Below are 18,846 nucleotides of genomic sequence, written 5' to 3' on the forward strand. Positions count from 1 at the left end.
TTCGTGATATCTGCGCATCGCCTCCACAGCCTGCGCATAGACCAGATGATCGGGAAGAAGCACCTCATGAGGCTTAGACATACAGTCCTCGCGGGTCAGTGAACCGATTCCGGCAACTGGCCGGCTTCGAGCAGCTGGAAATCCACTACCGCGTGGTACAGCGAATCCGCCAGCATCCGTAGGCGCTCCACCTCTTCCCAAGATGCACCGCCAGCCTCAGCGTCACGGTGCGCCCTTATCGCTTCCAAGGCTTGGCGCAGCAGCGGTTCGCCAGCCTTGGCCATGCCTTCCAGGGTTCGTTTCACAAGCCGCTCCGCTTACTGAGTCAGAGCATTATAGGCCGCTTGGCATGTCGGGGGCCGACAACTGACGGTCAGCGACAAGCCGAGTTCGCCGCCACCACTTCCTTTTCGTACCCGATTCGCTGCCGCCTTTCGGCCAGCAGCGCACGAACCTTCACCTCCAGGGTGTCGCTCTTGCGCAGGCCAGCAGCAGCCCATGGCGGCACAGCCACCTCCGGAGCCCGGCACGGCACCTGCACCGGCACCTCGACACGCACGTACTGCACCTGCGGCTCGACCATACCGCCACAGCCAGCGAGCGCCATCGCGCACACGATGATCGGCACCCTCATAGTCCAAGCTCCGTGTCGATGATCGAGGTGGCCGCCGCGCACTGGTCGCCACCGGTCCACTCCTGCTGCAGCCGGTTGGCTGCGGCGTAGTCGAGATCCGCGCTGGCCTTTGCTTCGCTCACCGCCTGCTCGGCGGCAGCCTGGCGGACACTCGCGGCGTGGACCAGATCGCCGAGGGCCTTACCCTGCTCCGTGGCCAGGCCCGCCAGGTTGTCGCGTGCGGCAGTGCACTTGGCAGCCTTGTCCTGCTGGTCATCGAGCAACGGGCGGAAGTGTTCGGTGGTGGCCCAGGTGCCCGCGGTCATGCCGAGCAAGATCAGCAGGCCAGCCCCGGCGGTGCGCGCCAGCCAGGTGTTCATGCCGCCTCCAAGAACAGAGCCTGCTCAGCGGCACGACGACGCACCAGGCCCGGCAGGACTTTGCCTCCAGCCTTGTTCCAGCGCGGGAACTGCTCGGCGGCCCCGGCATAGTCGCCGGCATTCAGCTTGCGCAGCAGCGTCGACGACTCCAGGTTCGCGGCGCCCAGGTTGTAGGTGAAGCTCATCAGGGCGTCCCACTGGTTGCAGATCAGCGGCACCTTCACCAGGCGCTCAACCTCCGGCTCAAAGCGCTGCACATCGTTCAGCAGCATGCGCTCGGCCTGCTCCTTGGAGATGCTCATGCCGGCCTTCACCCCCCGGGTGGTGCCATAGCCGATAGTCCAGACGCCTACAGCATCTTGGTACGCCTGCAGGCGCAGGCCTTCGAACGACTTGATCAGGCTCAAGCCGCGTTGCGAGGTTCGCATGGGTTTTCTCCAGGCAAAAAAATACCGCCAGGCGGCGGTCGGTGGGTTCGGTGCGGGCGGCTCAGGCCGGCGGAGCGGGCCAGTTGATCGTGGCCGGGTAGCCTTCCTGGTCGGGTAGGCGGTTCAGCGCGACCCGGTACTTCTTCCAGAGGGTGAGTAGGGCCTTCTCTTCGTCGGTGGCATCGTCGATGTCTACGGCGTCCTGCAGCGGTGCGATGGCTTCATCCGCGATCTTGCGGTAGCCGGAAAGCTCGGCCTGGACCGACTCGAGATGTTTTTCGGCAGCCTGGGCATCCTTCATTTCGGCGGTCAGCATCTGCGACCAGTCGATATTGCTCATTGGTCGGGCTCCTGATCGATGTTGTCGTTTGGCCCGAGCGCCGAGACCAGGCTGTGAACTGGCAATGAGACAGGGCCATCTGCGGTCACGGTGATCGGCTGAGGGAATCGGGTGGTCTCAGGAGCGTCAGCCCCATGGGGCAGCGCCAGGGTCATGACAAGCGCGCCATCAACGCGCTCTACAGGACCCGCGAACCACTTACAATCGACAGCTGCTTGCGGAAGGGTCGCCCCTTCGGTCAGCGGGCCAAAGTCGAAAACTTCCCCGTTTAGGGTGAGCAGGTCGCCTTTGCGGTTTGCGAGTAATTCCTCGTCCATGCGGACGGGGGAAAGATTAATGATCATTAGTACCACCTCCCGATGGCGATGGCATTTACGGTTCGGTTAGCTGCAACAAGCGCTACGCCGCTATAGAAGAAAAGTCCGGTCTGCGCCTGCAAAGTGTTCCCAGATAGAGCGTTAATTGCTGAGTTGATTTCAGCCCCGCAAGAGACAGTCGGGGGTGCTGCAAAGATCGCAGGATATGGCCAAGTCACTTGGCCCGAGCGATACCCGCCGTGATATGCCAGATCGACAGCGGCGGATTGAGTGACCGACCCCCTGCATATCATGGTACCGTCGGCGTACTTGGTATAGTTTCCGTTTGCATTACTGCCTTGCTCAATTATTGCCCCCGTCGGCACGCCACTGCTTTGCGTGACCGCCCCCACGATCGCAGCGACAGCAGCCGCTCCCAACCCGAGGCCAGTTCGCGCCGCCGCTTGAGTCTTCCCACCAGTACCACCCTGGGCAACGCTGAGCGCCGTCGTCAAGCCAGACAGCGAGGTGATATCGCTGTTGGCACCACGGGTGGCCGCCAGGATGTTCTGGCGCAAAGTCTCGATGTTGGTAGCGCCGCCGAAAAGCGCGAAGGTTGCCCCTAGCTGATCGACCAACTGCCGCAGGCGGTCAGCAGACTCCTTCACGTAGCCCTGCATGGGCGCCAGGCCATACGCCCCGCCGCTCACCGTGGCGCCTTGGTATGCCGGCAGGATGCTCAGCACCGTGGCGCTGGCAATGTTCGTGACCTCGTACCAGCGCCCATCGGGGCCCTGAAACGCATCGCCCACCCGGGCGTTCAACGCGAAGGCGGTGCCGGTACCGGTCACCGTCGTTTGGCCAGCCGTGATCGCCACGGTGCCTGTTCTGTACCAGGGCATGGAATGCTCCAGAATTGTCGTCAGAGGGATTTCATGGGCCGAGAGGCGAACAGCGTCCGGCCGTTCACGCCCAGCGGGTTGATCGAGTCGTAGTTCTCGCAATACATCTGGAGGATGTTGCGGTTACCTGGCAGGAATCCGCCGAAGTTCGTTCGGAAAGGTTGCGTCGTCTGCACCACGTTGGTGACCGAGAACAGCGCATTGGCCAGCACGTAGTCGTCGAAGCTGCCTGTCCATGGCATCTGGTAACTGGCGTTGTAGTACTGGCCGTTGGCGATCGGGTCGCCGGCCACGACGAAAGAGTTGTTCGCCGGCTGGCCATTGAGTAAAGCCAGGTTTGCCGTAGTGACGAAAGTCACAGCTCCGCTTTCGTCGCGTACACGGGCCCCATACTGCCCTGCCCCGCTTGCGAACGTCTGATAGGAGGCGCAGAACCACTTGATTTGCATCGGCTGGTTGGCAACGCTACCGTGCCCGGCGTAGTTCCAGGCCTTAACGCGAAAGCCCGTCCAGTTGCCTGGCGCCCCCCTGATGTAGAAGTTGCCCACCATCATGTAGTTGACGGCGTTCAGAAACACCAGAGGCCGCTCGGTGGTCTTGATCGCCGTGGGAAAGGTAACTTCAGCCCACGCCTGCTGATTACCTGGCCCCATGAAGCCGAAGCTGAACCCGCCGCTGGAATGCACCGACAGCACCCGGTTGATGGAGTCGATCTGGGTCAGGGTGTCTCCATTACGAGCCCGAAAGCCGTAGGTGCCCGGTGCCGAGAACGGCTCTCCCCCTTGGGAAAGGACCATCACCTGCCAGGTACTGGTACCAGGCTGCCGCAAGCGCAAAGAACCCGCCGACCAGAAAGCCGGCGGTGTCCAGGTGTACTCACCAGAGTCAGCCAGTGCATCCACTACGACGAACGACTGGGCTTTGATCTCCGGTATCGAGAACGTCTGCTCAAAGGAGCCGTTACCCGTGACGGTCATCATCTTCAGCGAGCGGATCGGCGTCACCGTCGTGTCCAACGTGACGTTGCCCGCGGCGTCTCTTGTCCTCAATCCATAGAGAGCCATTAGGTCATCCTCCCCAGCGCGCCGCGCTCGATGCTGCTGGCGTCGTAGACGTACACGCCGTTCGGGTTAATCGCCAAGCTGCCATCGCTGCCCTGTCCGCGAAAACTGAAGGTCCCGGTGACCATGTTCAGCTCGATCAGTGGACGACCGGCTGAGTCAGTAGCCTGGGACTTCAAGGTCATACCGAGGACGATGTTCTGGATGAACGCTTGGTTGATGAACGCCTGGTTGATGTACACCTGCCCGCCTTGCACCACAAATGGCGAGGAAAGCGTGCCGTTCACCCCGTTGACCACAGCGAAGCGGTCCGCCGAGACCAGGAACTGACTCTGCAGCCCGGCTGGGCCGTTCTCGATGCCCAGACCAATGCCAGCAGCCACGTACTGGCCCTGGGAGTTGAGCTGCATCTTCACCGACCACATCGTGCTGGCCTTACCGTCCAGCGCCGATACAGCCTGGCTGGTGGTCTGAACTGCAGCATTCGTCTGCCCAAGCGAGGTGTTCAGTTGGTCGATCTTGGTTGCCGTGGCTGATTCGTTCGTGGCAACTACCCGCTGCAGCTCAGTGATGTTCGCCTCGCTGTCGCCCACCTTGGCGTCGAGTGTGGTGACAAGCTCGGCCATGGCCAGATTCTCGCTGGCCCGCACGCGCTGTTCCGTAGCGATCGCTGCCGTGCTATCCCATCCTTTGAGGGCATCCGCCAGCTCGCCCTCGCCATCGTCGTCCCGGTACGCCGCGCGCAGCGCCTCGAAGGCCGTGGCCTGGGCTGTGACCTTGCCGTCGATGGTGCTGATGGATTGGGTGTTTGTCGCCACTTGCTGAACCAGGCCATTGGCAGTGGCCAGGGATTGCCCGACATCGATCCAGTAGGCGGTGTTCGGCGGAGCGTTCGCGCCAGTCGAGTTTGCCGGTACGGCCTTGCTCGCCTGGTAGATCTTCCCGTCCACCACCACCATCTGGTCCTTGGCGTAGGCCGTGTCCTTGTCGTAGGCCGTCAGCGCGCCCAAGGCGTCGATCTTGTCCTCCAGGCCTGGGATCTTCTCCAGCTCCGTCAGGATGTCCTGCCCCAGCTGCGTCTCCCCGATCTGGCCAGCCAGAGCCGCGAGCATGGTGGTCACATCGGTAGAGGTCGAAGCAGGCACCTTCAGGAATCCGCTGACGCCGTAGGCGTTCTTGGAGCGGATGAAGTAGAAGTAGTTGGTCCAGAACGCCAGCCCCGTATGGGTCATGGACAGGCCCTGGCCCAGGTACTCCGCCTGCGCCGCGGTGGCCTGCGGGTCAAGACTGAAGAAGTACTCGTAGGTGCCGCCGTTCAAGCCATGCAGCGGGTTGCTCGGGAAGAGCGTGATGGTGTCGATGGTGGACTGAACCACGCACGCCTCGGGCACAGGTGGGCCATCGATGTTCACCGTGATGCTGGCCTCGCCGGAGCGTGCCAGCGGGCCCAGGGCGGACACGCTCATCGTGTAGTTGCCCGATGCCAAACCGGATAGCGGCAGCTGCAGGGTGGTCGCCGGCACCTGCTGGGCCTGCACGGCTGTGTTGCCCTGGCGCACGGTGATGGCGTAGCCAGTGACGGTGCCCGCCGGAGCGGCCCACGACAGCACGCCCTGCACCACCTCGGCTGTACCATCAGCAGTCCACACCAGGTTGGTAGGGCTGCCCAGGCCACCGGCCGGAAGGTTGATGAAGCCGATCGGATCGTAGGGCTGGCCCACGGCGTCACCGAAGATGGCCGGCTCGTTCTGGGAGACCGCTACGTTGCAGCCGGTATCGTCAGCCATAGACCAGTCGGTGACGATGAATTCGCCGACGATGTTCAGCGACGGGAGATTGACCTTCACCGACCGGCCAGGGCGGCAGTTGTACCCCATGAAGTTCATTGGGATGCTGAGCGTGCCGCCCGCGCGCCGGCGGCGCAGCTCGATGTTCGCCAACCGCTGAGCCTGGTACGGATCATCCACATACGTGAAAGACAGTGTCTCGGCCGCCTCACCGCCATCCTCGATCACCCACTCAGCAACCGACACCTCGGGGTAGTCGGTCTCGGCCCAGGCCTGGGTTGGGTCCATGAAGGTGCCGCGCACGGTATTGATGGCCGCGTCGTTGGAGGGCTCAGTGCTGCCAGTGACGGTACCGGTCACCATGTCCTCGGTAATTTCGAAGTCATAGGGGCCGTAGTAGGCGCCCACCTGCAGCATCCACCGACCGCCCACACGAATCACTTTGCCGCCACATGCCGCCTCGAGTTTCTGGAGTACCTGGGTACGCGACTCATCGGCGCCGATCACGCAGCCGGAGCGGTACCGCAGCGACGAGCTGCCCTCGGGGTTCTCCACCGACTCGTCGCACACGTTCGCGCCGCTGGCAAAGCTCGCGAACACGATCTCGTCGTCCGGCACACCACAGCGATTGCGCAGGAACCACAGGATGTGCAGCGCCGTGTTCTCGCTGTAGCCGGTGGAGCCCGTGCGTGGGTCGTAGATGTCGCGCCGCCCGCGAGTCACGAACCGCACATCTGGGATGCCCGATGGGTACTTCTCGGCGTTGTACTTGAACGACAGCCGGACATAGGACAGGCCCCGGCCGATCTGGGTGTCGCGCCAGTCAGGGCAGTTCGCCTTGAGGAAGGCGTTGACCTGGGTCGGATCGATGACAACCTCATAGGATGCGGAATCGCCGTAGGTACCCACCAGCTCCTCGCCCAAGTAGATCTCGTCCACACCAGCAATGGCGCCCTCGGACAGCACATAGACCATATGCAGCCACTCGCCGTTGGTCTGACTACCGGCCTGCTCCTGCCCCCAAGCCAGAACGCCGCCGGTGCTGACCCGACCCAGGATGTAGCGGGCCGACGCCTTGGACGAGCGCAGGGTCTGGCTGGATGGCTCGCTGGCACGTAGGGAACCGGTATCGAGCTGGTCCTGCTGCGACGCCACGTAGAAAGCCAGGGCCGCGCCAGCGACCGCGCCCCATGGGCCGCCCTGAACAAAACCAATCACCGCGCCGACAACGACCTGGGCGACCTTCTTGACTGCCGAACTCATTCAACTCTCCAGACCGTCAACGGCTCACACTCGATTCGGCCCGCGCCATCAGGCGCCACCGACCAGAACTCATCCGCCCAGAACACCGCGACCCCGCGGCCATTGGGGCCGTCGTAAAGGGCAATGTCGCCTCGCTGGATCAGCCCAGGCTGTACCCGGGCGAAGCAGGCGTCCCAGGCCGCCTCAAGAGATCCATGCACCTGCTTGAGCAGCCGTTTGGCGCCAGCCTCGGTGGCGTACTTCCCCCGGTACGCAGCGGCAGGGTCTACCCCGCACACCGCCACGGCGCAGTCGGCGGCGAACAGGCAGCAGTCAAATTCACCCCATGAAAAAGGCCGCTCAGTGGCGGCCTTGATCGTGGTGGCGAGTTGAGTTGTCCAGTCGCGCTTTCGCATAGTCAGCTCTCGTAGGTGAACTTCGGCGCGTCCTTCGAGGCGCCCCAGTAGATTGGCCAGTCGGCGATCTGCGCGATGGCGAAGAAGAACCGGTCATCCTGGCGGCGGGCCCGGTGGTTCTCGTCGGTCCAACGCTCGGTGCCCGTACGGTTCCATTCGGCCATCCGGTCGATCAGGGGAACCGTGATGCTGTTGCCCTCCTCGCCATTGCCTGCGTAGGAGAACTTGGCGGCATCCATCCGCCCACTGAACAGAATGTCAGCGGCGTAGGTGCCGGCCTCGTCGAACACCACAAACATCAGCTTGCCAGCGCGGCCCCGGCAGCCCTTGAGAGAGGTCTCGGTGATGATCTGTACGTCCAGGCCATTGAGGGTCAGCTCGACCGACATGGGCGAGCCCGAGTTGCTGCTCTCCTGCGACTGGCCGACCGAACCGAACGTGCCGACACCCTGGTAGGTAATGCCATCGATGACCAGGTCGCCGGTACCGGTATGCGCGAACACCATGCCGTCTGGGAAATCCAGCTGGCAGGCGTACACCGACATGAAGTTGCCCTTGGCGATGATGTCCACCACCGCCTGGCTGAAGGGGAAAATGCCGCTCGCCATCAGAAGGCCTCCCGAAACTGGTAGCTCCCGTTCGACACGACGGGCTGAATGGTCCACTGGTTTGTGTCATCCATGCGCCGCATCTCGCAGTAGGGGTTCTGGTACTCAACCTTGGTGCCGGCGGCGATCGTCTTGCGCACGCGCTTGTTCACGTAGACCGTGGCCTTGCCGGTGGCATCGCTGGTTGCGTGCTCGACTACCTCGAACATTTCGCCGCTGATGGTGATGTAGTCGCCCCGGCTGAACACGCGCCGGCTTGCGGTCATGCCCTGCAGTTGCAGGAACGAAGCCTGGGCAGTGGCGGCGAGCACAGTCGGCGCCCCGATGTTGTCCGATCGCGTGCGCGTGATGGCCGGCACGTTGACCGTGCCGAACATGCCGTGCAACCGACCCAGCAGAGAGGTCAGCTCGCGCTCGTCCTCCTCGTAGAGCACGCCGAAGTTGAGCGTGCAGAACCAGTAGGAGCCGGGCTTCGCGACGATCTGCTGGGAGTTCGAAAGCGAGGAGGTGAACGCCCGGTTGTTGTGGACGATGCCCCAGGTGACCTCTGTGGGCTCCAGGGATTCGGGCCATGCTTCGGGCATTGGATAGCTCCAAGAAAAAGCCCGCCGTAGCGGGCTGGTGTGTTTCACCGGCGGTTGAGCATCTGCCGCGCCGCGCCATTGGTTTGAAAGTCCCGCAACATCAGGTTGTAGCCGTCCTTGGCCCCCTGCTCTGCGGCTTTGCGCACATCCGCCAGGGTGGCAGCGTCAGCGCTGCCCGTGACCTGGATGTGCTGAGTGATGCCGCCGAACGAGATCGAGGCCTCCCCGCCTCCGCCGCCACCGGTTGCAGCCATTACGCCCAGCGATCCATCAGGGCCGCGATGAAGTGGCAAGATCGCTTCCGGACCGGCCTCGGCGAAGATGCCAGCACCCTTGGCGAAGGCGAACATCTGCGGGCTGTCGTACACGCCACCGGAAAAGGCCGAGAGGCTGGGCGAGTCGTAGACCCCGCCCTTCGCGTTGGCCACGAATGAGCCTTCGCTGAAGCCGGTCATTGTTCCCTGCCCCATTGCCGCGCCGCCGCCGCCCAGGAAGCCGAACGCCGAACTGAGGAACCCCGCGGCGGCCTGGCGCACCTGGATGCGAATCAGGTCCTCGATGATCGAGTCTGCGAAATCCTTGAATTCGAACTTCCCCGTCTTGGCGAACTGGACAACCCCATCCTCCAAGTTGCTGAAGGCGTTGCTGAATAACTCCTGGGTCTGCCCCGCAATGTCGGCTGCGCTGTCGAGGTAGTTCTGCATGGCCGCCGAGGCGCCGTTGGTCCAGTCGGATTGCGCGGCATCGATCTTGGCGAAGCTGTCTTCCTGCACCTGTACGAGCTTGGCGCCGTACTCCTGCCGTAGCGCGATCTGCTGCTCCAGCTCCTGCCGCTGCTTTGCAGTCGATGCGGTGGCCAGCTCCTCGCGCAAGGCCAGGATCTTGCTGTTGTTGTCCTGTTCCAGCGCCAGTCTGGCCTGCGCACGGCTCGCGGCTTTGTCGCCCATGCCCACCGCGGCGGCGGCCGCATCGCCTTGCTGCTGAGCGATCGCCAGCTGACGTTCAAGGTCGGCCTGGTATTTCATCGCGCGCGACAGGCCAGTCGAAGCTTGCACCGCGGTGTTGAACTGCTCGGCCAGCGCGCCAATCGCCTTACCGTATTCCTCGGTGGTGATCTTCTTCTCGGCAAGCAGCAGGTCAAGGTTCTTGGTCTGCTTCTGGAACTCATCGGAAGCAGCCCCGACTGGGTCGTACGCCTTTTTCAGTTGCTGATAAGCGGTGGCCGCCTCCTTCAGCTGCTGCGCCAGCTTGGTCTGAGCAGTGGTGGCATCCTTGGTTTCCTGCTTCGCCCCTTGGTTGGCTTTCTTCTGAGCCTCGATCGCGCTCGCCGCCGACAGGATTGCCTGCCGGTCGACTTCGGTGAGATCGGTGTGCTCTGCAAGATATCTATTGGCGCTCTTGGTGGCGTCGCCATTGTCTTGCAGCCCGGCTAGCTGCTTCTGCAGCGTGTCGAGGTAGGTCTGTCCCGCGGTACTCATGCCGGTCTTCGCGGCATTGTTGGCCGTCGTCGCAGCCGTATTGCGGTCCGTCTCGCCCGTGAGCTCGGCGAGCTTGGTCTTCAGGTTCTGCAGCTCACCGCTCAGGTCGGAGGCTTTGATCTGGCCCGTTTCGATAGCCCGAGCCATCGCCTCGGTGACCCCAGGGATACCGCGCACCTGGTCGGCGACAGCCTTCCAATCTACAACCGCGCCATTGGCAAAGTCTTTCGCGGCGTCCCGCACCAGATCGAGCGCTTTTTGCGCCTCCGCGGGCATGGGCGCCAGGCCAGTCATCAGGCCGTCGACACCAGCTGCTCCGACACCACGCAGATCATTCTCGAAGCGATCGGCAATCGAGCCCGACACCTGAGAGAGCTGGCTCTGCGTGTCTTCGATCTTGCCCTGAAGCTCGCGCAGCGCCACGGCCTGGGTCGCGCTGTTCAGCTTGTTGAAGCGATCGACCAACTTGTCGAGCGGGTCGCTGAGGTCTCCCAGCTTCTTCTCGAGTGAGTCGGAGTTGTCCCGCAGCAACAGGAAACTGGCGGCGGCGGTACCAGCTAGAATCGCGAGCCCAGCTGGGCCGCCCAGGGTCGCCAGAAGGCCGCCCGTTGCTGCGCGGGTCAGATTAGCTTGGGCAATCGCCAGCGCCTCGGTAGAGGCGGTCAGCGCGGCCTGTCTTGGTATGAGCTGGCTTTGCACCAAGGCCAAGCGCTGCAAGCCTGTGGCAGCAGCTACCGATGCCTGCGCCTCTTGAAGCTGTGCCTGGGCGAAAATCCGCTGGGCTTCAGCTGCCGCAAGCGCCGACCTGGCGCCTTGCAATGCGGCCTTGTGCTGGGCCAGCATTGCGCCGACGGCTGTATAGGCTTTCGCGGCATAGGTGGTCAAAGCTGCGGCGCCAGCGCCAGCCATTGCCACTGCCACTAGGTCGACGTTCTCGCCCAGCACTACCAGGAAGTTGGACAGCGCTGCGACGGCGCCGGTTTGTTCCTCCATTTTGCCGAGGAAAGCACTTGTGGCGTTTCCGATGTTGTTCAGGGCATCCTGAACGCTTGTCGACATCTCCGCCGCTGCTTTGCGGTTGACCTCGACGGATTTCAGCAGGCCGAGGTTGATGTCATCAATAGCGAGCTTGCCCTCATTGCCAAGCTTACGTACCTCGTCAGCGCTCTTACCTGTCGCGGTGGCTATCGCGTCAACGATGGTCGGCATTGCTGCCTGGATCGACTGCCAACCGTCAACTTCCACTTTGCCGGTCTGCAGCGCCTTGGAATAAGCGTCCAGAGCAGATCCTGCCTTATCGGCGGCCGCAGCGTTCGTCACCAAGAGAAAGCTGAAACTGTCGGTAATATCGAGAGTTTGCTGGGTGTTGAATCCAAGGCTGCGCATCACATCGGACGTGCGGATGTAGAGCTCTTGGGCTTCCGCAAGTGGTCGGTACGTCTCTTGGGCAGTCTGCATAAGGTGCTCTTGCACCATTTGATACTCGCCCGCACTCCCTGCGGCCGCCCTCATCCGATCGGACATCTGCCCGTAGGCATCAACCTGCTTGATGATTCCACCGATCAGACCCGCCCCGGCAACCGCGGCAAATGCGCCGCGCATGAGCGTCCCTGCGCTCTGGGCTGCCGTCCCTGCTCGGTCAAAAGCTGAATCAACAGTGGCCAGGTTGCGATCAATCGCCTGACTGGTCTTTGATACCAATTGATCCGCGTTTGCTAGCTCTCGCCGCAATTGCGCAGTGGTCGCCTCGATCTGGACGAGCATACCTTGGACTTGTTGATCAGCCATGGATCCCCCAAAAAACAAAACCCGCCGAAGCGGGTTCAAGATCATTTTTCAGCAGACCTGATTCAGGAGCTGACTATTCGGTGTATCTGTACGGCGAAGGGGCTGAGAGCATAGGTGATGGCTTGTCCCACATATCGCGGTAACCCCGTACCTGATAGGAATAGCCCGGCCTGAGATCCAACAGAAGTCCGACCTGGCCGCCGCCAGCGCACATGGCATTGTTCTTAATGCTCAGCTGCATTGGCCCCGGCGCATGAAACAGCTTAACGGTACGGCCCTGGCTAGTCTCCGCTGCCAATATTCCGTCGAGGTAGATGGACATCCCAGCACCGAAACAGCTCATGGCGCCGGCATCCTGGGTGAACACGATCCTGGCGTCATCCAGGCTTCGCTGCTTGCCGAAAGCATGGACGTCCGAAATGGGCACCTGCTTCGCGTGATCCGGGTGAACCGCTGTGGTTTCACAACCCGCCACCATCAATGCCAAGAACCCTATGCATGCTGCTTTTCGCATGTTTCACCCTCCCTGAAATAGGGTGGCAATCTAACACCGTGCGAAAAGTGCAAAAAGGTGTTGGGGCCAATGAATCTGGAAACGCCTCACCGATTCCGCCCTGTCAGCGCCTGGCGAAGCTTATCGGCAACTGTCGTCGGCCTTGGTTTCTCGCTTCCACCGGACTTGGTGCCGCCCCCGAATGGGTTCGTCATCTGCGCCCACTCAATCCTGGCATCCATGGCCATGAACAACTCAGGAAGCGGCGTGGACCAAGCCACATCAGGCACCCAGCCCAGCCATCCCGTCGCGATCCCATACAGCCGGTCGACGTAGCTGCCGTCCTCGACAGCGCTTACGCCGTCCCGGCCTGGTCGTTTCCCGGGTCAACGCCTCGCGGATTGTAGAGAGCCCCTAGGTATCTGGTGACTAACGGCGTCAACCCGGCCACGCCTTCCTGCCAGACCCTCTCGGGCAGCGCTTCGGCAGCCTTCCCTTCCAGGCCAGCGCCGGCGGCAATGATGAAGGCCACCGCATCTACGCCGACTGCGTGCAGGGCTCCAGATGCGCCGCGCAGACCGCCGAAGCGGCTCTCGATCGCCCGCACCGCTTTGAGGGTGGGTCGAAGAGTGAACTCCTCATCGCCAAGCTTCACGGCCATGGTGCCGTGCAGTGTGTTGTTCATCGTTGAGTCCTGTGAGGCCGGGGCCGGAGCCCCGGAGAGGTTACGGAGTGACTGGGGTCGGCAGCAGCTCGATGATGTCGGAGTTGATACCGATGGTCACATTCCGGCGCACAACGTTGTCAGCCGCACCAGGTGCAACGGTGTTGTTCATCACCTTCCCACGGAAGTAGAAGGTGGTGGGATTGATCACCGGCGAGGCGTCCGGATCGCCGTCATTGAGGGTGATCTTGATGTTGTAGTCGCCCTTGCTGCGGTCCTTATGGGCGGTCTTCACGGCGTTCTGGCCGGCATCGCCGTTGTCGAGGCCGACGGTGACGGTAAGGTCGCCGGCATCGGCGGTGCCCTTGTACTTGCGCACGCGGCCATCCTTGAGCGAGGTGAAGGTCACGCTGCTGAAGGTGTCGCCGAACTCGCCCAGGTCTTCGATCTCACCGACCTCGACATAGGTGTCGGCCTCGTACTCGGTCTGGCTGTCGGCGCCGGTCTTGCCGCCAATGGAGAAGCGGCAGCCGGCGGCTGTGTTCAAATTGTCTTCGGCCATGGGGGTTCCTCCAAAGGCACATTGGATAAAAGCCGCGGCGCGGCAGGTGGTGAATCAGTGGGTGGTGATCACGCGGACGGTGATCGAGCCCTGGTAAGTGATGCCGTCGGCGTCGCGCTGGGCGTCCGACTGCTCAACCCGGACGGAGACGGCCCGTCCAACCTCCAGCGGCAGGCGGCGCTCGTCGAGCGCGGCGATGACCTCGCCGTTGATGCGTTTGACCTCTGCCTGACCCGCGGCATCAGACCAAACGGACAGGTACAGAAGGCGTGCTTGACGCTTGCGGCCCGAGATAGGGCTGTTGTTGGCCGAGACCTCCCGATCGATGGACACATACGGCATGTCCGCATTCATCGGCGCGCCGTCGTAGATCGGACAGCTGACCTCGGCCTGGAGCCTGGCGAAGATCGCCTTCTGCAGGGCAAGCGAGGGATCAGGCATTGCCCACCCCCTGACTTGCCTTGCGCAGCGTGCGGCGAACGGCGGCCTCGATGTCGGCCATCACGTACTCCCGATTGACCTGCATAGACGGACGCAGCCATGGGTGGGCTGGCCTGGCTGGGATAGCCGGGTACTTGCCGAAGAAGTGCGTGCCGTCGCTCTTGTTGGTGGCCTTGCGGTTTCGGTTCCCCGCGCGCTTGCCGCCCAGGTAGCCCTTGGTCCCGTACTCGACGAAGCGCAGGTAGTAGAACCGCCGATTGTCCCGCTTACCGCGGATACCGATCTGAGCATCCAGACCGCTGGGCGAGACGTAAATCCTGAGCGCCGCAGCTGCTTCTCCGGTGTCCTTGGGAATCAACTGCCGCTGCGTCTCAAGAATGCGGTTCGCCGCTTCGACCATCGCCGGCTGCAGCTCGTTATCCATCGTCTTGTGGATGTTGCGTAGCGTGCGGCGTAGCCGGATGTCGCCGCGAAGGCTGGAGCGCCTGGCCATGGATCACTCCTTGGCCTGGTCGGCCTTCGCTGGCTTTTCGGTTTTGGTGGCCGGCTCGATGTACTCCACCGCGTAGCCGCGGGCAATCATCCCCTCGCCGTACTCTTTCTTGACCTCGAACACCTCGCCCTTCGCCCGCTCGCCGCAAGCGCCGGTGAGTGGGCCCAATGCTTGAATTTTCATGGTGCACCTCATGGATTGGGGACGCTGGAGCACAACAGCCGCAGCATGTCCCGTTCGTTGTTGAGTAGCGCAGCCTCGACCTTGTAGGTGATGCCAGTGCGTTTCTCGATCAGCCGCCAGCCGGCGGCGATGTCGGATCGAGGTCGAATGCGCACCTCGGCGCTGATCACTGCCTCGATCTGCTCAGCCACAGGCGACATCCTGCCCGTGGGCATGGCGACTTCTGCCCACACCTCGCCAGCTGGCACCCAGGCCTCATCGAAGCCGCCCGAATCGTTCTGCACGCGGTCCTCGTACTCGAGGCGACAGCGGTGCCGCATGGGTCCGGCTTTCATCAGAAACGCTTCCTGTACCAGAGCAGCCGCTCGACAGCGAGCGGCATGGCTGTAGCGATGGTGCCCACGGCCACGGCCTCGCGGTTGGCGTACCAGTGACCGACCAGCAGCAGGACCGCCTGCTCGACATCGCCGGTCAACCCCATCTCCTCGGGCTCAACCGGGTCGGCCTCGACCAGCTTGCGGTCGCAGTGCTGCTCGACATGGGCCTTTGCCGCTGCGACGTAGCCGCCGATCAAAGCGTCTTCCTCATCGCCGTCGACCCGGAGGTGCATTTTCACGGTCGCCAGGTCGAGCATTTACTTGGCCTCGGCTGCAGCTTTTTCTGCGGCAGCCTTTTCAGCAGCGGCTTTCTCGGCCGTCTCCTTCTCGGCCTCTTCCTTTTCAGCTGCCGCTTTTTCCGCTGCGGCCTTTTCGGCGGCGGCTTTCTCGGCAGCAGCTTTTTCTTCCTTGGGCGCGGCTGGCTTGGTTTCTTTCGGCTTAGCAACTCGCGGCTTGCCATTGGCGTCAACCTCGACGGCCAGGCCTTTGCCAATCAGCGAATGCGCGTATTCGTTGTCTACGTCATCGAACACTGCATTGGCCTTGATCTTGTTCGAGTCGGCTTTGAGCAATGCACCGTTGCCGACGAAGCCCCACAGAATCTTGATTTTCATGATGCCTCCAAGCGCGAAAAGGCCGGCGATGTGCCGGCCTTCGCTATGGGTTGGTTATGCGGCTGCCGGGAAGTTGCCCTTGACCAACGCTTCCTTGCGACGGACGCCGAGGCCCAGACGCTCCTCAACCAGCAGCGCTCGTTCGTTCTTGATGAACTGGTCGTTGATCAGACCCATCTTGAACAGGAACGACATGCGGTCGAACAGCGTGGTGGAACGGGCGAAGTTGGCTACCAAGAACTCACCGCCGGCGTCCTCGCCACCCTCGTCCATGCTGTCGGAGGTGATCACTGGGCGACCCCAGAGGATAGGAGTCACCAGACCCTGCAGGTTGGCGAACAGGTAGCGGTTCTCGCCATCCTTCTGCAGCTCGATGTTCATCCAGTCGAGCTCGGTCATAACCACGCCATCGGCGGACATTTGCGACTGCTTGCGCACCTGGTAAATGGCGCGGCGCACCAGGTCGATGGCGGTGTCGCCAGCCTTGCTCAGGGCGGTGTTGTAGGTGGTCGCCTGGGTCATCAGGCCGTTCAGGTTCTCGCCAAGGCCATCGCCCTTGAGAATCTGAGCCTCTTCTTCGAGCTTGAGGTCGTAGCGCAGAAGTTGCTGCAGATAGGCGAACATCTGCGGCACGTCATCCAGCGCCTCGTCCGTCACAGGCATCCAGACAGCGATCTTCTTCACGCGGTCGGTGACGTTGGTGAAGGTGACATTGCTGGTGGGCTTCAGGCCGCCTTCCGCCACGGTCGCCGCGCCACGGGTGTGCACGTCCTCGCGGAAGTAGGTGTACTGCTGGCCCGAAACCGGGATCGCGGTCAGGAGATCTCGGATGCGCAGCTCCTGACGGATTCCCGGCTGGATAACCGGATCGTAGATGGGAGCAACGATGCCCGCGCTGGTGACTTTCATTTCCTTCATGCTGGCCATGTCGGACTTGGTCACTTCGAGCTGGGCCAGGGAAGCGTTCTTCTGGTTGAGAGCCTTGTAGGTGTCGTCGCCCTTGATCAGGTCGATGAAACTCTTGCCCTCGCCCGGCAGGCCGCGCAACTTGACGCCTTTCTGCTCCAGGTCGACGACCTGGTCGATCACCTTTTGGAGCTCGCCCTTCTGGTCGTCGATCAGCTTTTTCAGGTCGGCGCTGACCTTGTTGCCCTTCTCGACCTCGTCCATGGCCGCATCGTACTTTTTCTGCAACCCATCAAAGCCGCTTTTCAGTTGCAGCTCGATGGAATCCTTCAGTTCTTTCACTTCGCTCATGGCGATACTCCGAAATATTGGGTGAACAAGTTGGGAATTTCTTTCAGCTCATCCACGATCGCCGTGGCCTCGCTCCCGCCGTCACGGCGTAGCGCGGTGTAGCCGAGCGAAGCGACTGCTGCCGCTTCCTTCTGCGAGAGGCCCATGCGTTCGCGAAGGGCCTTCTCGAAAAGCCTGATGTCTGATTTGACGCTGAGGATCTGCGCCTCGGGGTTCATGCCGAACGGCACGAATGAGGCCTCCCAGAGTTCGGCCTCCTTGATCAGGCGAACGCGCCGCCCGTCACGTTCTCCGGGGTCCGCCTGAATGGTGTTGAAGCCAATCGACATGCTGTCGAGGATGTCCGCCTTCATCAGCTCATAGGCGTCTCGGGCATAGCTGACGTTGAGGTTGACCTGGCCTTTCAGGTACAGGCCGTGGTCGTCCTGGCGGTAATCGGCGGCGCCAACCAGGCGGGTCAGGTCGTGATACAAGGCCAGCTTCAGCTTGCCGCCCCGGGTTGCTTTCACTCGGGTGAAAGCGCCGGGCAGAATGACGTCGTCGCCGAGGTCCACGTTGTTGAACACCGCTGCGTAGCCTTCGAAATTCCCGGCTTCGTCAACGGCCTTGAGCTCGAACGGGCATTCAAGGTTCGCCATTTGATTGCATCTCCCACCGGGTGACCCGGTTGTATTCTTCGCCCTCCAGGGGAGGCAGGTTTTCCTTCAAGCGCACCTCGTTGATGCTCATCCAGCCAGAGCCGCCTGAGCCGCCTAGAGCACCGCCGTAGTAGGTGGATCGACCAGCGCTATCAGCACGCATCAGGCCCTCGACGACGAACTCGACAAAGCGTCCGGAGGTACCGAACAGCTTGCTGTTGAGCTCGTCCTCAATGGTGTCTATGTAGGGTTTGAGACCGAAGGTGATGAACCCGATCAATTGCTGCTCCAAGTTGGAGCCCATGATCGAGGTCTTGCCGGCACGGTTGGCCAGCCAGAGCGGCACGCCGTAGATGCCCGCCAGCGCTTCCTCCTGGAACTGCTGGGATTCGATGAACTGCGCATCTTTCTGGGAGATCCCAGCTGGGTGGATCTTCGGCCCGCCCTGCAGGATCGCCATCTTGCCGATGTCGTCGGTATCAGCCTTGCGGACATCCGGGAATCGCTTGAGGATCTGCTCCTGCTGCTGCTCGGTCAGAAACCCGTCGTAGATGACATAGCCACCAGTGAAGCCGCCTTTGCGCATGAACCGCGCCGACCACTGCTGGCCCGCTTTGGCCAACCCCATGGTCTCCGCCTGGTACTCCAGAGGGGAGAGACCCACAATCCCGTCCAGGCTGAACAGCTTGAAATGCAGCATGTTCTCGGGCGACACCGGAAACGGGTCACCCTCAGTGGGCGTCACGGTGTAGAGCAGGTCGTCCTCGGTGTCGATTTTGACCGTTCGACCGTCTAGCGGTACCAGGCCGATCACATCGCCCTGCCCGTTGCGCTCGATCAGCGCGAAGGCGTTGCCACGCAGAGCCATGTTCACGACCACGAACTTGAGGAAGTTCAGCATCGTCATGTAAGGGTTGGGCTTGCGCAGCAGCTTGAGCATACGGTCGTTGCCGCTGATCATCTGCCGACCGCCCTGCTTGTCCTCGTAGAGCTTCAGCGGCAGGCCGCTCAGTGATTCCGAGAGGACCTTAACGCAGGACCAGACCATGCTGATGGACAAAGCGGTTCTTGTCGTGATCCGCACGCCCGCCTTCGTCCGCCTGCCGCCAACCTCCAGATCGGCCTCCACATAGTTTCCGGTGGCCGGGTCGGTGTAACCGAAAAATCCCCAGGTCGCGGGGTTGTACCATTTGAATGCCAT

26 protein-coding genes are annotated in these 18,846 nt (G+C 62.2%); all 26 read right to left on the reverse strand.

Annotated features, from left to right (window positions below):
- Positions 1-95: 95 nt before the first annotated feature.
- Complete coding sequence (locus IAE37_RS26610; RefSeq protein WP_201178432.1) at positions 96-305, reverse strand: hypothetical protein; 210 nt, start codon at positions 303-305, stop codon at positions 96-98.
- Between the two features lie 68 nt (positions 306-373).
- Positions 374-634 carry a hypothetical protein gene (locus tag IAE37_RS26615; protein ID WP_201178433.1) on the reverse strand — a complete coding sequence of 87 codons (261 nt, stop codon included), beginning with the start codon at positions 632-634 and terminating at the stop codon, positions 374-376.
- The gene (locus tag IAE37_RS26620) at positions 631-993 is read right to left on the reverse strand and encodes a hypothetical protein (protein WP_201178434.1); all 363 of its coding nucleotides are present in this window, start codon (positions 991-993) and stop codon (positions 631-633) included. The genes IAE37_RS26615 and IAE37_RS26620 overlap by 4 nt, the downstream gene beginning before the upstream one ends.
- A complete protein-coding gene (locus tag IAE37_RS26625; RefSeq protein WP_201178435.1) occupies positions 990-1,421 on the reverse strand; it encodes a lysozyme in 432 nt (143 codons plus the stop codon). Before IAE37_RS26625 ends, IAE37_RS26620 begins: the two co-directional genes overlap by 4 nt.
- 61 nt (positions 1,422-1,482) lie before the next feature.
- Positions 1,483-1,761 carry a tail fiber assembly protein gene (locus IAE37_RS26630; RefSeq protein ID WP_201178436.1) on the reverse strand — a complete coding sequence of 93 codons (279 nt, stop codon included), beginning with the start codon at positions 1,759-1,761 and terminating at the stop codon, positions 1,483-1,485.
- The gene (locus tag IAE37_RS26635) at positions 1,758-2,105 is read right to left on the reverse strand and encodes a hypothetical protein (protein WP_201178437.1); all 348 of its coding nucleotides are present in this window, start codon (positions 2,103-2,105) and stop codon (positions 1,758-1,760) included. Before IAE37_RS26635 ends, IAE37_RS26630 begins: the two co-directional genes overlap by 4 nt.
- Positions 2,105-2,959 (reverse strand): phage tail protein, encoded by an 855-nt coding sequence (locus IAE37_RS26640; protein WP_201178438.1) that lies wholly within the window; start codon positions 2,957-2,959, stop codon positions 2,105-2,107. The genes IAE37_RS26635 and IAE37_RS26640 overlap by 1 nt, the downstream gene beginning before the upstream one ends.
- A gap of 20 nt (positions 2,960-2,979) precedes the next feature.
- Positions 2,980-4,023, reverse strand: coding sequence for a hypothetical protein (locus IAE37_RS26645; RefSeq protein WP_201178439.1), 1,044 nt, complete (start codon positions 4,021-4,023; stop codon positions 2,980-2,982).
- Positions 4,023-7,070, reverse strand: coding sequence for a phage tail protein (locus IAE37_RS26650; protein WP_201178440.1), 3,048 nt, complete (start codon positions 7,068-7,070; stop codon positions 4,023-4,025). The genes IAE37_RS26645 and IAE37_RS26650 overlap by 1 nt, the downstream gene beginning before the upstream one ends.
- A complete protein-coding gene (locus IAE37_RS26655; protein WP_201178441.1) occupies positions 7,067-7,465 on the reverse strand; it encodes a DUF6950 family protein in 399 nt (132 codons plus the stop codon). Before IAE37_RS26655 ends, IAE37_RS26650 begins: the two co-directional genes overlap by 4 nt.
- Before the next feature lie 2 nt (positions 7,466-7,467).
- Complete coding sequence (locus IAE37_RS26660) at positions 7,468-8,073, reverse strand: hypothetical protein (protein ID WP_201178442.1); 606 nt, start codon at positions 8,071-8,073, stop codon at positions 7,468-7,470.
- Entirely contained in the window at positions 8,073-8,657 is a 585-nt protein-coding gene (locus IAE37_RS26665) for a hypothetical protein (protein WP_201178443.1), read from the reverse strand. The genes IAE37_RS26660 and IAE37_RS26665 overlap by 1 nt, the downstream gene beginning before the upstream one ends.
- A gap of 44 nt (positions 8,658-8,701) precedes the next feature.
- Positions 8,702-11,923, reverse strand: a complete 3,222-nt coding sequence (locus tag IAE37_RS26670) for a phage tail tape measure protein (RefSeq protein ID WP_201178444.1) — start codon at positions 11,921-11,923, stop codon at positions 8,702-8,704.
- Positions 11,924-11,996: 73 nt separating this feature from the next.
- Positions 11,997-12,437 carry a hypothetical protein gene (locus tag IAE37_RS26675; protein ID WP_201178445.1) on the reverse strand — a complete coding sequence of 147 codons (441 nt, stop codon included), beginning with the start codon at positions 12,435-12,437 and terminating at the stop codon, positions 11,997-11,999.
- An 86-nt stretch (positions 12,438-12,523) separates the two neighbouring features.
- Complete coding sequence (locus tag IAE37_RS29310; protein WP_442967874.1) at positions 12,524-12,730, reverse strand: hypothetical protein; 207 nt, start codon at positions 12,728-12,730, stop codon at positions 12,524-12,526.
- A 41-nt stretch (positions 12,731-12,771) separates the two neighbouring features.
- On the reverse strand, positions 12,772-13,101 hold the full coding sequence (locus tag IAE37_RS26680) for a hypothetical protein (protein ID WP_201178446.1): 330 nt from the start codon (positions 13,099-13,101) through the stop codon (positions 12,772-12,774).
- A gap of 40 nt (positions 13,102-13,141) precedes the next feature.
- Entirely contained in the window at positions 13,142-13,642 is a 501-nt protein-coding gene (locus IAE37_RS26685) for a hypothetical protein (protein WP_201178447.1), read from the reverse strand.
- Positions 13,643-13,696: 54 nt separating this feature from the next.
- Positions 13,697-14,083, reverse strand: a complete 387-nt coding sequence (locus IAE37_RS26690; protein WP_201178448.1) for a DUF3168 domain-containing protein — start codon at positions 14,081-14,083, stop codon at positions 13,697-13,699.
- On the reverse strand, positions 14,076-14,576 hold the full coding sequence (locus tag IAE37_RS26695; protein ID WP_201178449.1) for an HK97-gp10 family putative phage morphogenesis protein: 501 nt from the start codon (positions 14,574-14,576) through the stop codon (positions 14,076-14,078). Before IAE37_RS26695 ends, IAE37_RS26690 begins: the two co-directional genes overlap by 8 nt.
- Positions 14,577-14,579: 3 nt before the next feature.
- Entirely contained in the window at positions 14,580-14,759 is a 180-nt protein-coding gene (locus tag IAE37_RS26700; protein ID WP_201178450.1) for a hypothetical protein, read from the reverse strand.
- An 8-nt stretch (positions 14,760-14,767) separates the two neighbouring features.
- Positions 14,768-15,094 (reverse strand): phage head closure protein, encoded by a 327-nt coding sequence (locus IAE37_RS26705; protein WP_201178451.1) that lies wholly within the window; start codon positions 15,092-15,094, stop codon positions 14,768-14,770.
- The gene (locus tag IAE37_RS26710; RefSeq protein ID WP_182374912.1) at positions 15,094-15,393 is read right to left on the reverse strand and encodes a head-tail connector protein; all 300 of its coding nucleotides are present in this window, start codon (positions 15,391-15,393) and stop codon (positions 15,094-15,096) included. The genes IAE37_RS26705 and IAE37_RS26710 overlap by 1 nt, the downstream gene beginning before the upstream one ends.
- The gene (locus tag IAE37_RS26715; RefSeq protein WP_201178452.1) at positions 15,394-15,750 is read right to left on the reverse strand and encodes a hypothetical protein; all 357 of its coding nucleotides are present in this window, start codon (positions 15,748-15,750) and stop codon (positions 15,394-15,396) included.
- A gap of 54 nt (positions 15,751-15,804) precedes the next feature.
- A complete protein-coding gene (locus IAE37_RS26720; RefSeq protein WP_201178453.1) occupies positions 15,805-17,007 on the reverse strand; it encodes a phage major capsid protein in 1,203 nt (400 codons plus the stop codon).
- Positions 17,004-17,645, reverse strand: coding sequence for an HK97 family phage prohead protease (locus IAE37_RS26725; protein WP_201178454.1), 642 nt, complete (start codon positions 17,643-17,645; stop codon positions 17,004-17,006). Before IAE37_RS26725 ends, IAE37_RS26720 begins: the two co-directional genes overlap by 4 nt.
- The gene (locus IAE37_RS26730; RefSeq protein ID WP_201178455.1) at positions 17,632-18,846 is read right to left on the reverse strand and encodes a phage portal protein; all 1,215 of its coding nucleotides are present in this window, start codon (positions 18,844-18,846) and stop codon (positions 17,632-17,634) included. Before IAE37_RS26730 ends, IAE37_RS26725 begins: the two co-directional genes overlap by 14 nt.

Origin of the sequence: Pseudomonas sp. S31 (assembly GCF_016648105.1) — a bacterium.
Lineage (GTDB): Bacteria > Pseudomonadota > Gammaproteobacteria > Pseudomonadales > Pseudomonadaceae > Aquipseudomonas.

What these genes read in the sequence shown, in the direction of transcription:
- IAE37_RS26640 (WP_201178438.1), bottom strand. Translation starts at nt 2,959, where the DNA reads ATGCCCTGGTACAGAACAGGCACCGTGGCGATCACGGCTGGCCAAACG.
- IAE37_RS26680 (WP_201178446.1), bottom strand. Translation starts at nt 13,101, where the DNA reads ATGAACAACACACTGCACGGCACCATGGCCGTGAAGCTTGGCGATGAG.
- IAE37_RS26655 (WP_201178441.1), bottom strand. Translation starts at nt 7,465, where the DNA reads ATGCGAAAGCGCGACTGGACAACTCAACTCGCCACCACGATCAAGGCC.
- IAE37_RS26725 (WP_201178454.1), bottom strand. Translation starts at nt 17,645, where the DNA reads ATGGCGAACCTTGAATGCCCGTTCGAGCTCAAGGCCGTTGACGAAGCC.
- IAE37_RS26710 (WP_182374912.1), bottom strand. Translation starts at nt 15,393, where the DNA reads ATGCTCGACCTGGCGACCGTGAAAATGCACCTCCGGGTCGACGGCGAT.
- IAE37_RS26705 (WP_201178451.1), bottom strand. Translation starts at nt 15,094, where the DNA reads ATGAAAGCCGGACCCATGCGGCACCGCTGTCGCCTCGAGTACGAGGAC.
- IAE37_RS26635 (WP_201178437.1), bottom strand. Translation starts at nt 2,105, where the DNA reads ATGATCATTAATCTTTCCCCCGTCCGCATGGACGAGGAATTACTCGCA.
- IAE37_RS26730 (WP_201178455.1), bottom strand. Translation starts at nt 18,846, where the DNA reads ATGGCATTCAAATGGTACAACCCCGCGACCTGGGGATTTTTCGGTTAC.
- IAE37_RS26685 (WP_201178447.1), bottom strand. Translation starts at nt 13,642, where the DNA reads ATGGCCGAAGACAATTTGAACACAGCCGCCGGCTGCCGCTTCTCCATT.
- IAE37_RS26665 (WP_201178443.1), bottom strand. Translation starts at nt 8,657, where the DNA reads ATGCCCGAAGCATGGCCCGAATCCCTGGAGCCCACAGAGGTCACCTGG.
- IAE37_RS26675 (WP_201178445.1), bottom strand. Translation starts at nt 12,437, where the DNA reads ATGCGAAAAGCAGCATGCATAGGGTTCTTGGCATTGATGGTGGCGGGT.
- IAE37_RS26660 (WP_201178442.1), bottom strand. Translation starts at nt 8,073, where the DNA reads ATGGCGAGCGGCATTTTCCCCTTCAGCCAGGCGGTGGTGGACATCATC.
- IAE37_RS26720 (WP_201178453.1), bottom strand. Translation starts at nt 17,007, where the DNA reads ATGAGCGAAGTGAAAGAACTGAAGGATTCCATCGAGCTGCAACTGAAA.
- IAE37_RS26620 (WP_201178434.1), bottom strand. Translation starts at nt 993, where the DNA reads ATGAACACCTGGCTGGCGCGCACCGCCGGGGCTGGCCTGCTGATCTTG.
- IAE37_RS26700 (WP_201178450.1), bottom strand. Translation starts at nt 14,759, where the DNA reads ATGAAAATTCAAGCATTGGGCCCACTCACCGGCGCTTGCGGCGAGCGG.
- IAE37_RS26670 (WP_201178444.1), bottom strand. Translation starts at nt 11,923, where the DNA reads ATGGCTGATCAACAAGTCCAAGGTATGCTCGTCCAGATCGAGGCGACC.
- IAE37_RS26695 (WP_201178449.1), bottom strand. Translation starts at nt 14,576, where the DNA reads ATGGCCAGGCGCTCCAGCCTTCGCGGCGACATCCGGCTACGCCGCACG.
- IAE37_RS26625 (WP_201178435.1), bottom strand. Translation starts at nt 1,421, where the DNA reads ATGCGAACCTCGCAACGCGGCTTGAGCCTGATCAAGTCGTTCGAAGGC.
- IAE37_RS26690 (WP_201178448.1), bottom strand. Translation starts at nt 14,083, where the DNA reads ATGCCTGATCCCTCGCTTGCCCTGCAGAAGGCGATCTTCGCCAGGCTC.
- IAE37_RS26645 (WP_201178439.1), bottom strand. Translation starts at nt 4,023, where the DNA reads ATGGCTCTCTATGGATTGAGGACAAGAGACGCCGCGGGCAACGTCACG.
- IAE37_RS26630 (WP_201178436.1), bottom strand. Translation starts at nt 1,761, where the DNA reads ATGAGCAATATCGACTGGTCGCAGATGCTGACCGCCGAAATGAAGGAT.
- IAE37_RS26715 (WP_201178452.1), bottom strand. Translation starts at nt 15,750, where the DNA reads ATGAAAATCAAGATTCTGTGGGGCTTCGTCGGCAACGGTGCATTGCTC.
- IAE37_RS26650 (WP_201178440.1), bottom strand. Translation starts at nt 7,070, where the DNA reads ATGAGTTCGGCAGTCAAGAAGGTCGCCCAGGTCGTTGTCGGCGCGGTG.
- IAE37_RS26615 (WP_201178433.1), bottom strand. Translation starts at nt 634, where the DNA reads ATGAGGGTGCCGATCATCGTGTGCGCGATGGCGCTCGCTGGCTGTGGC.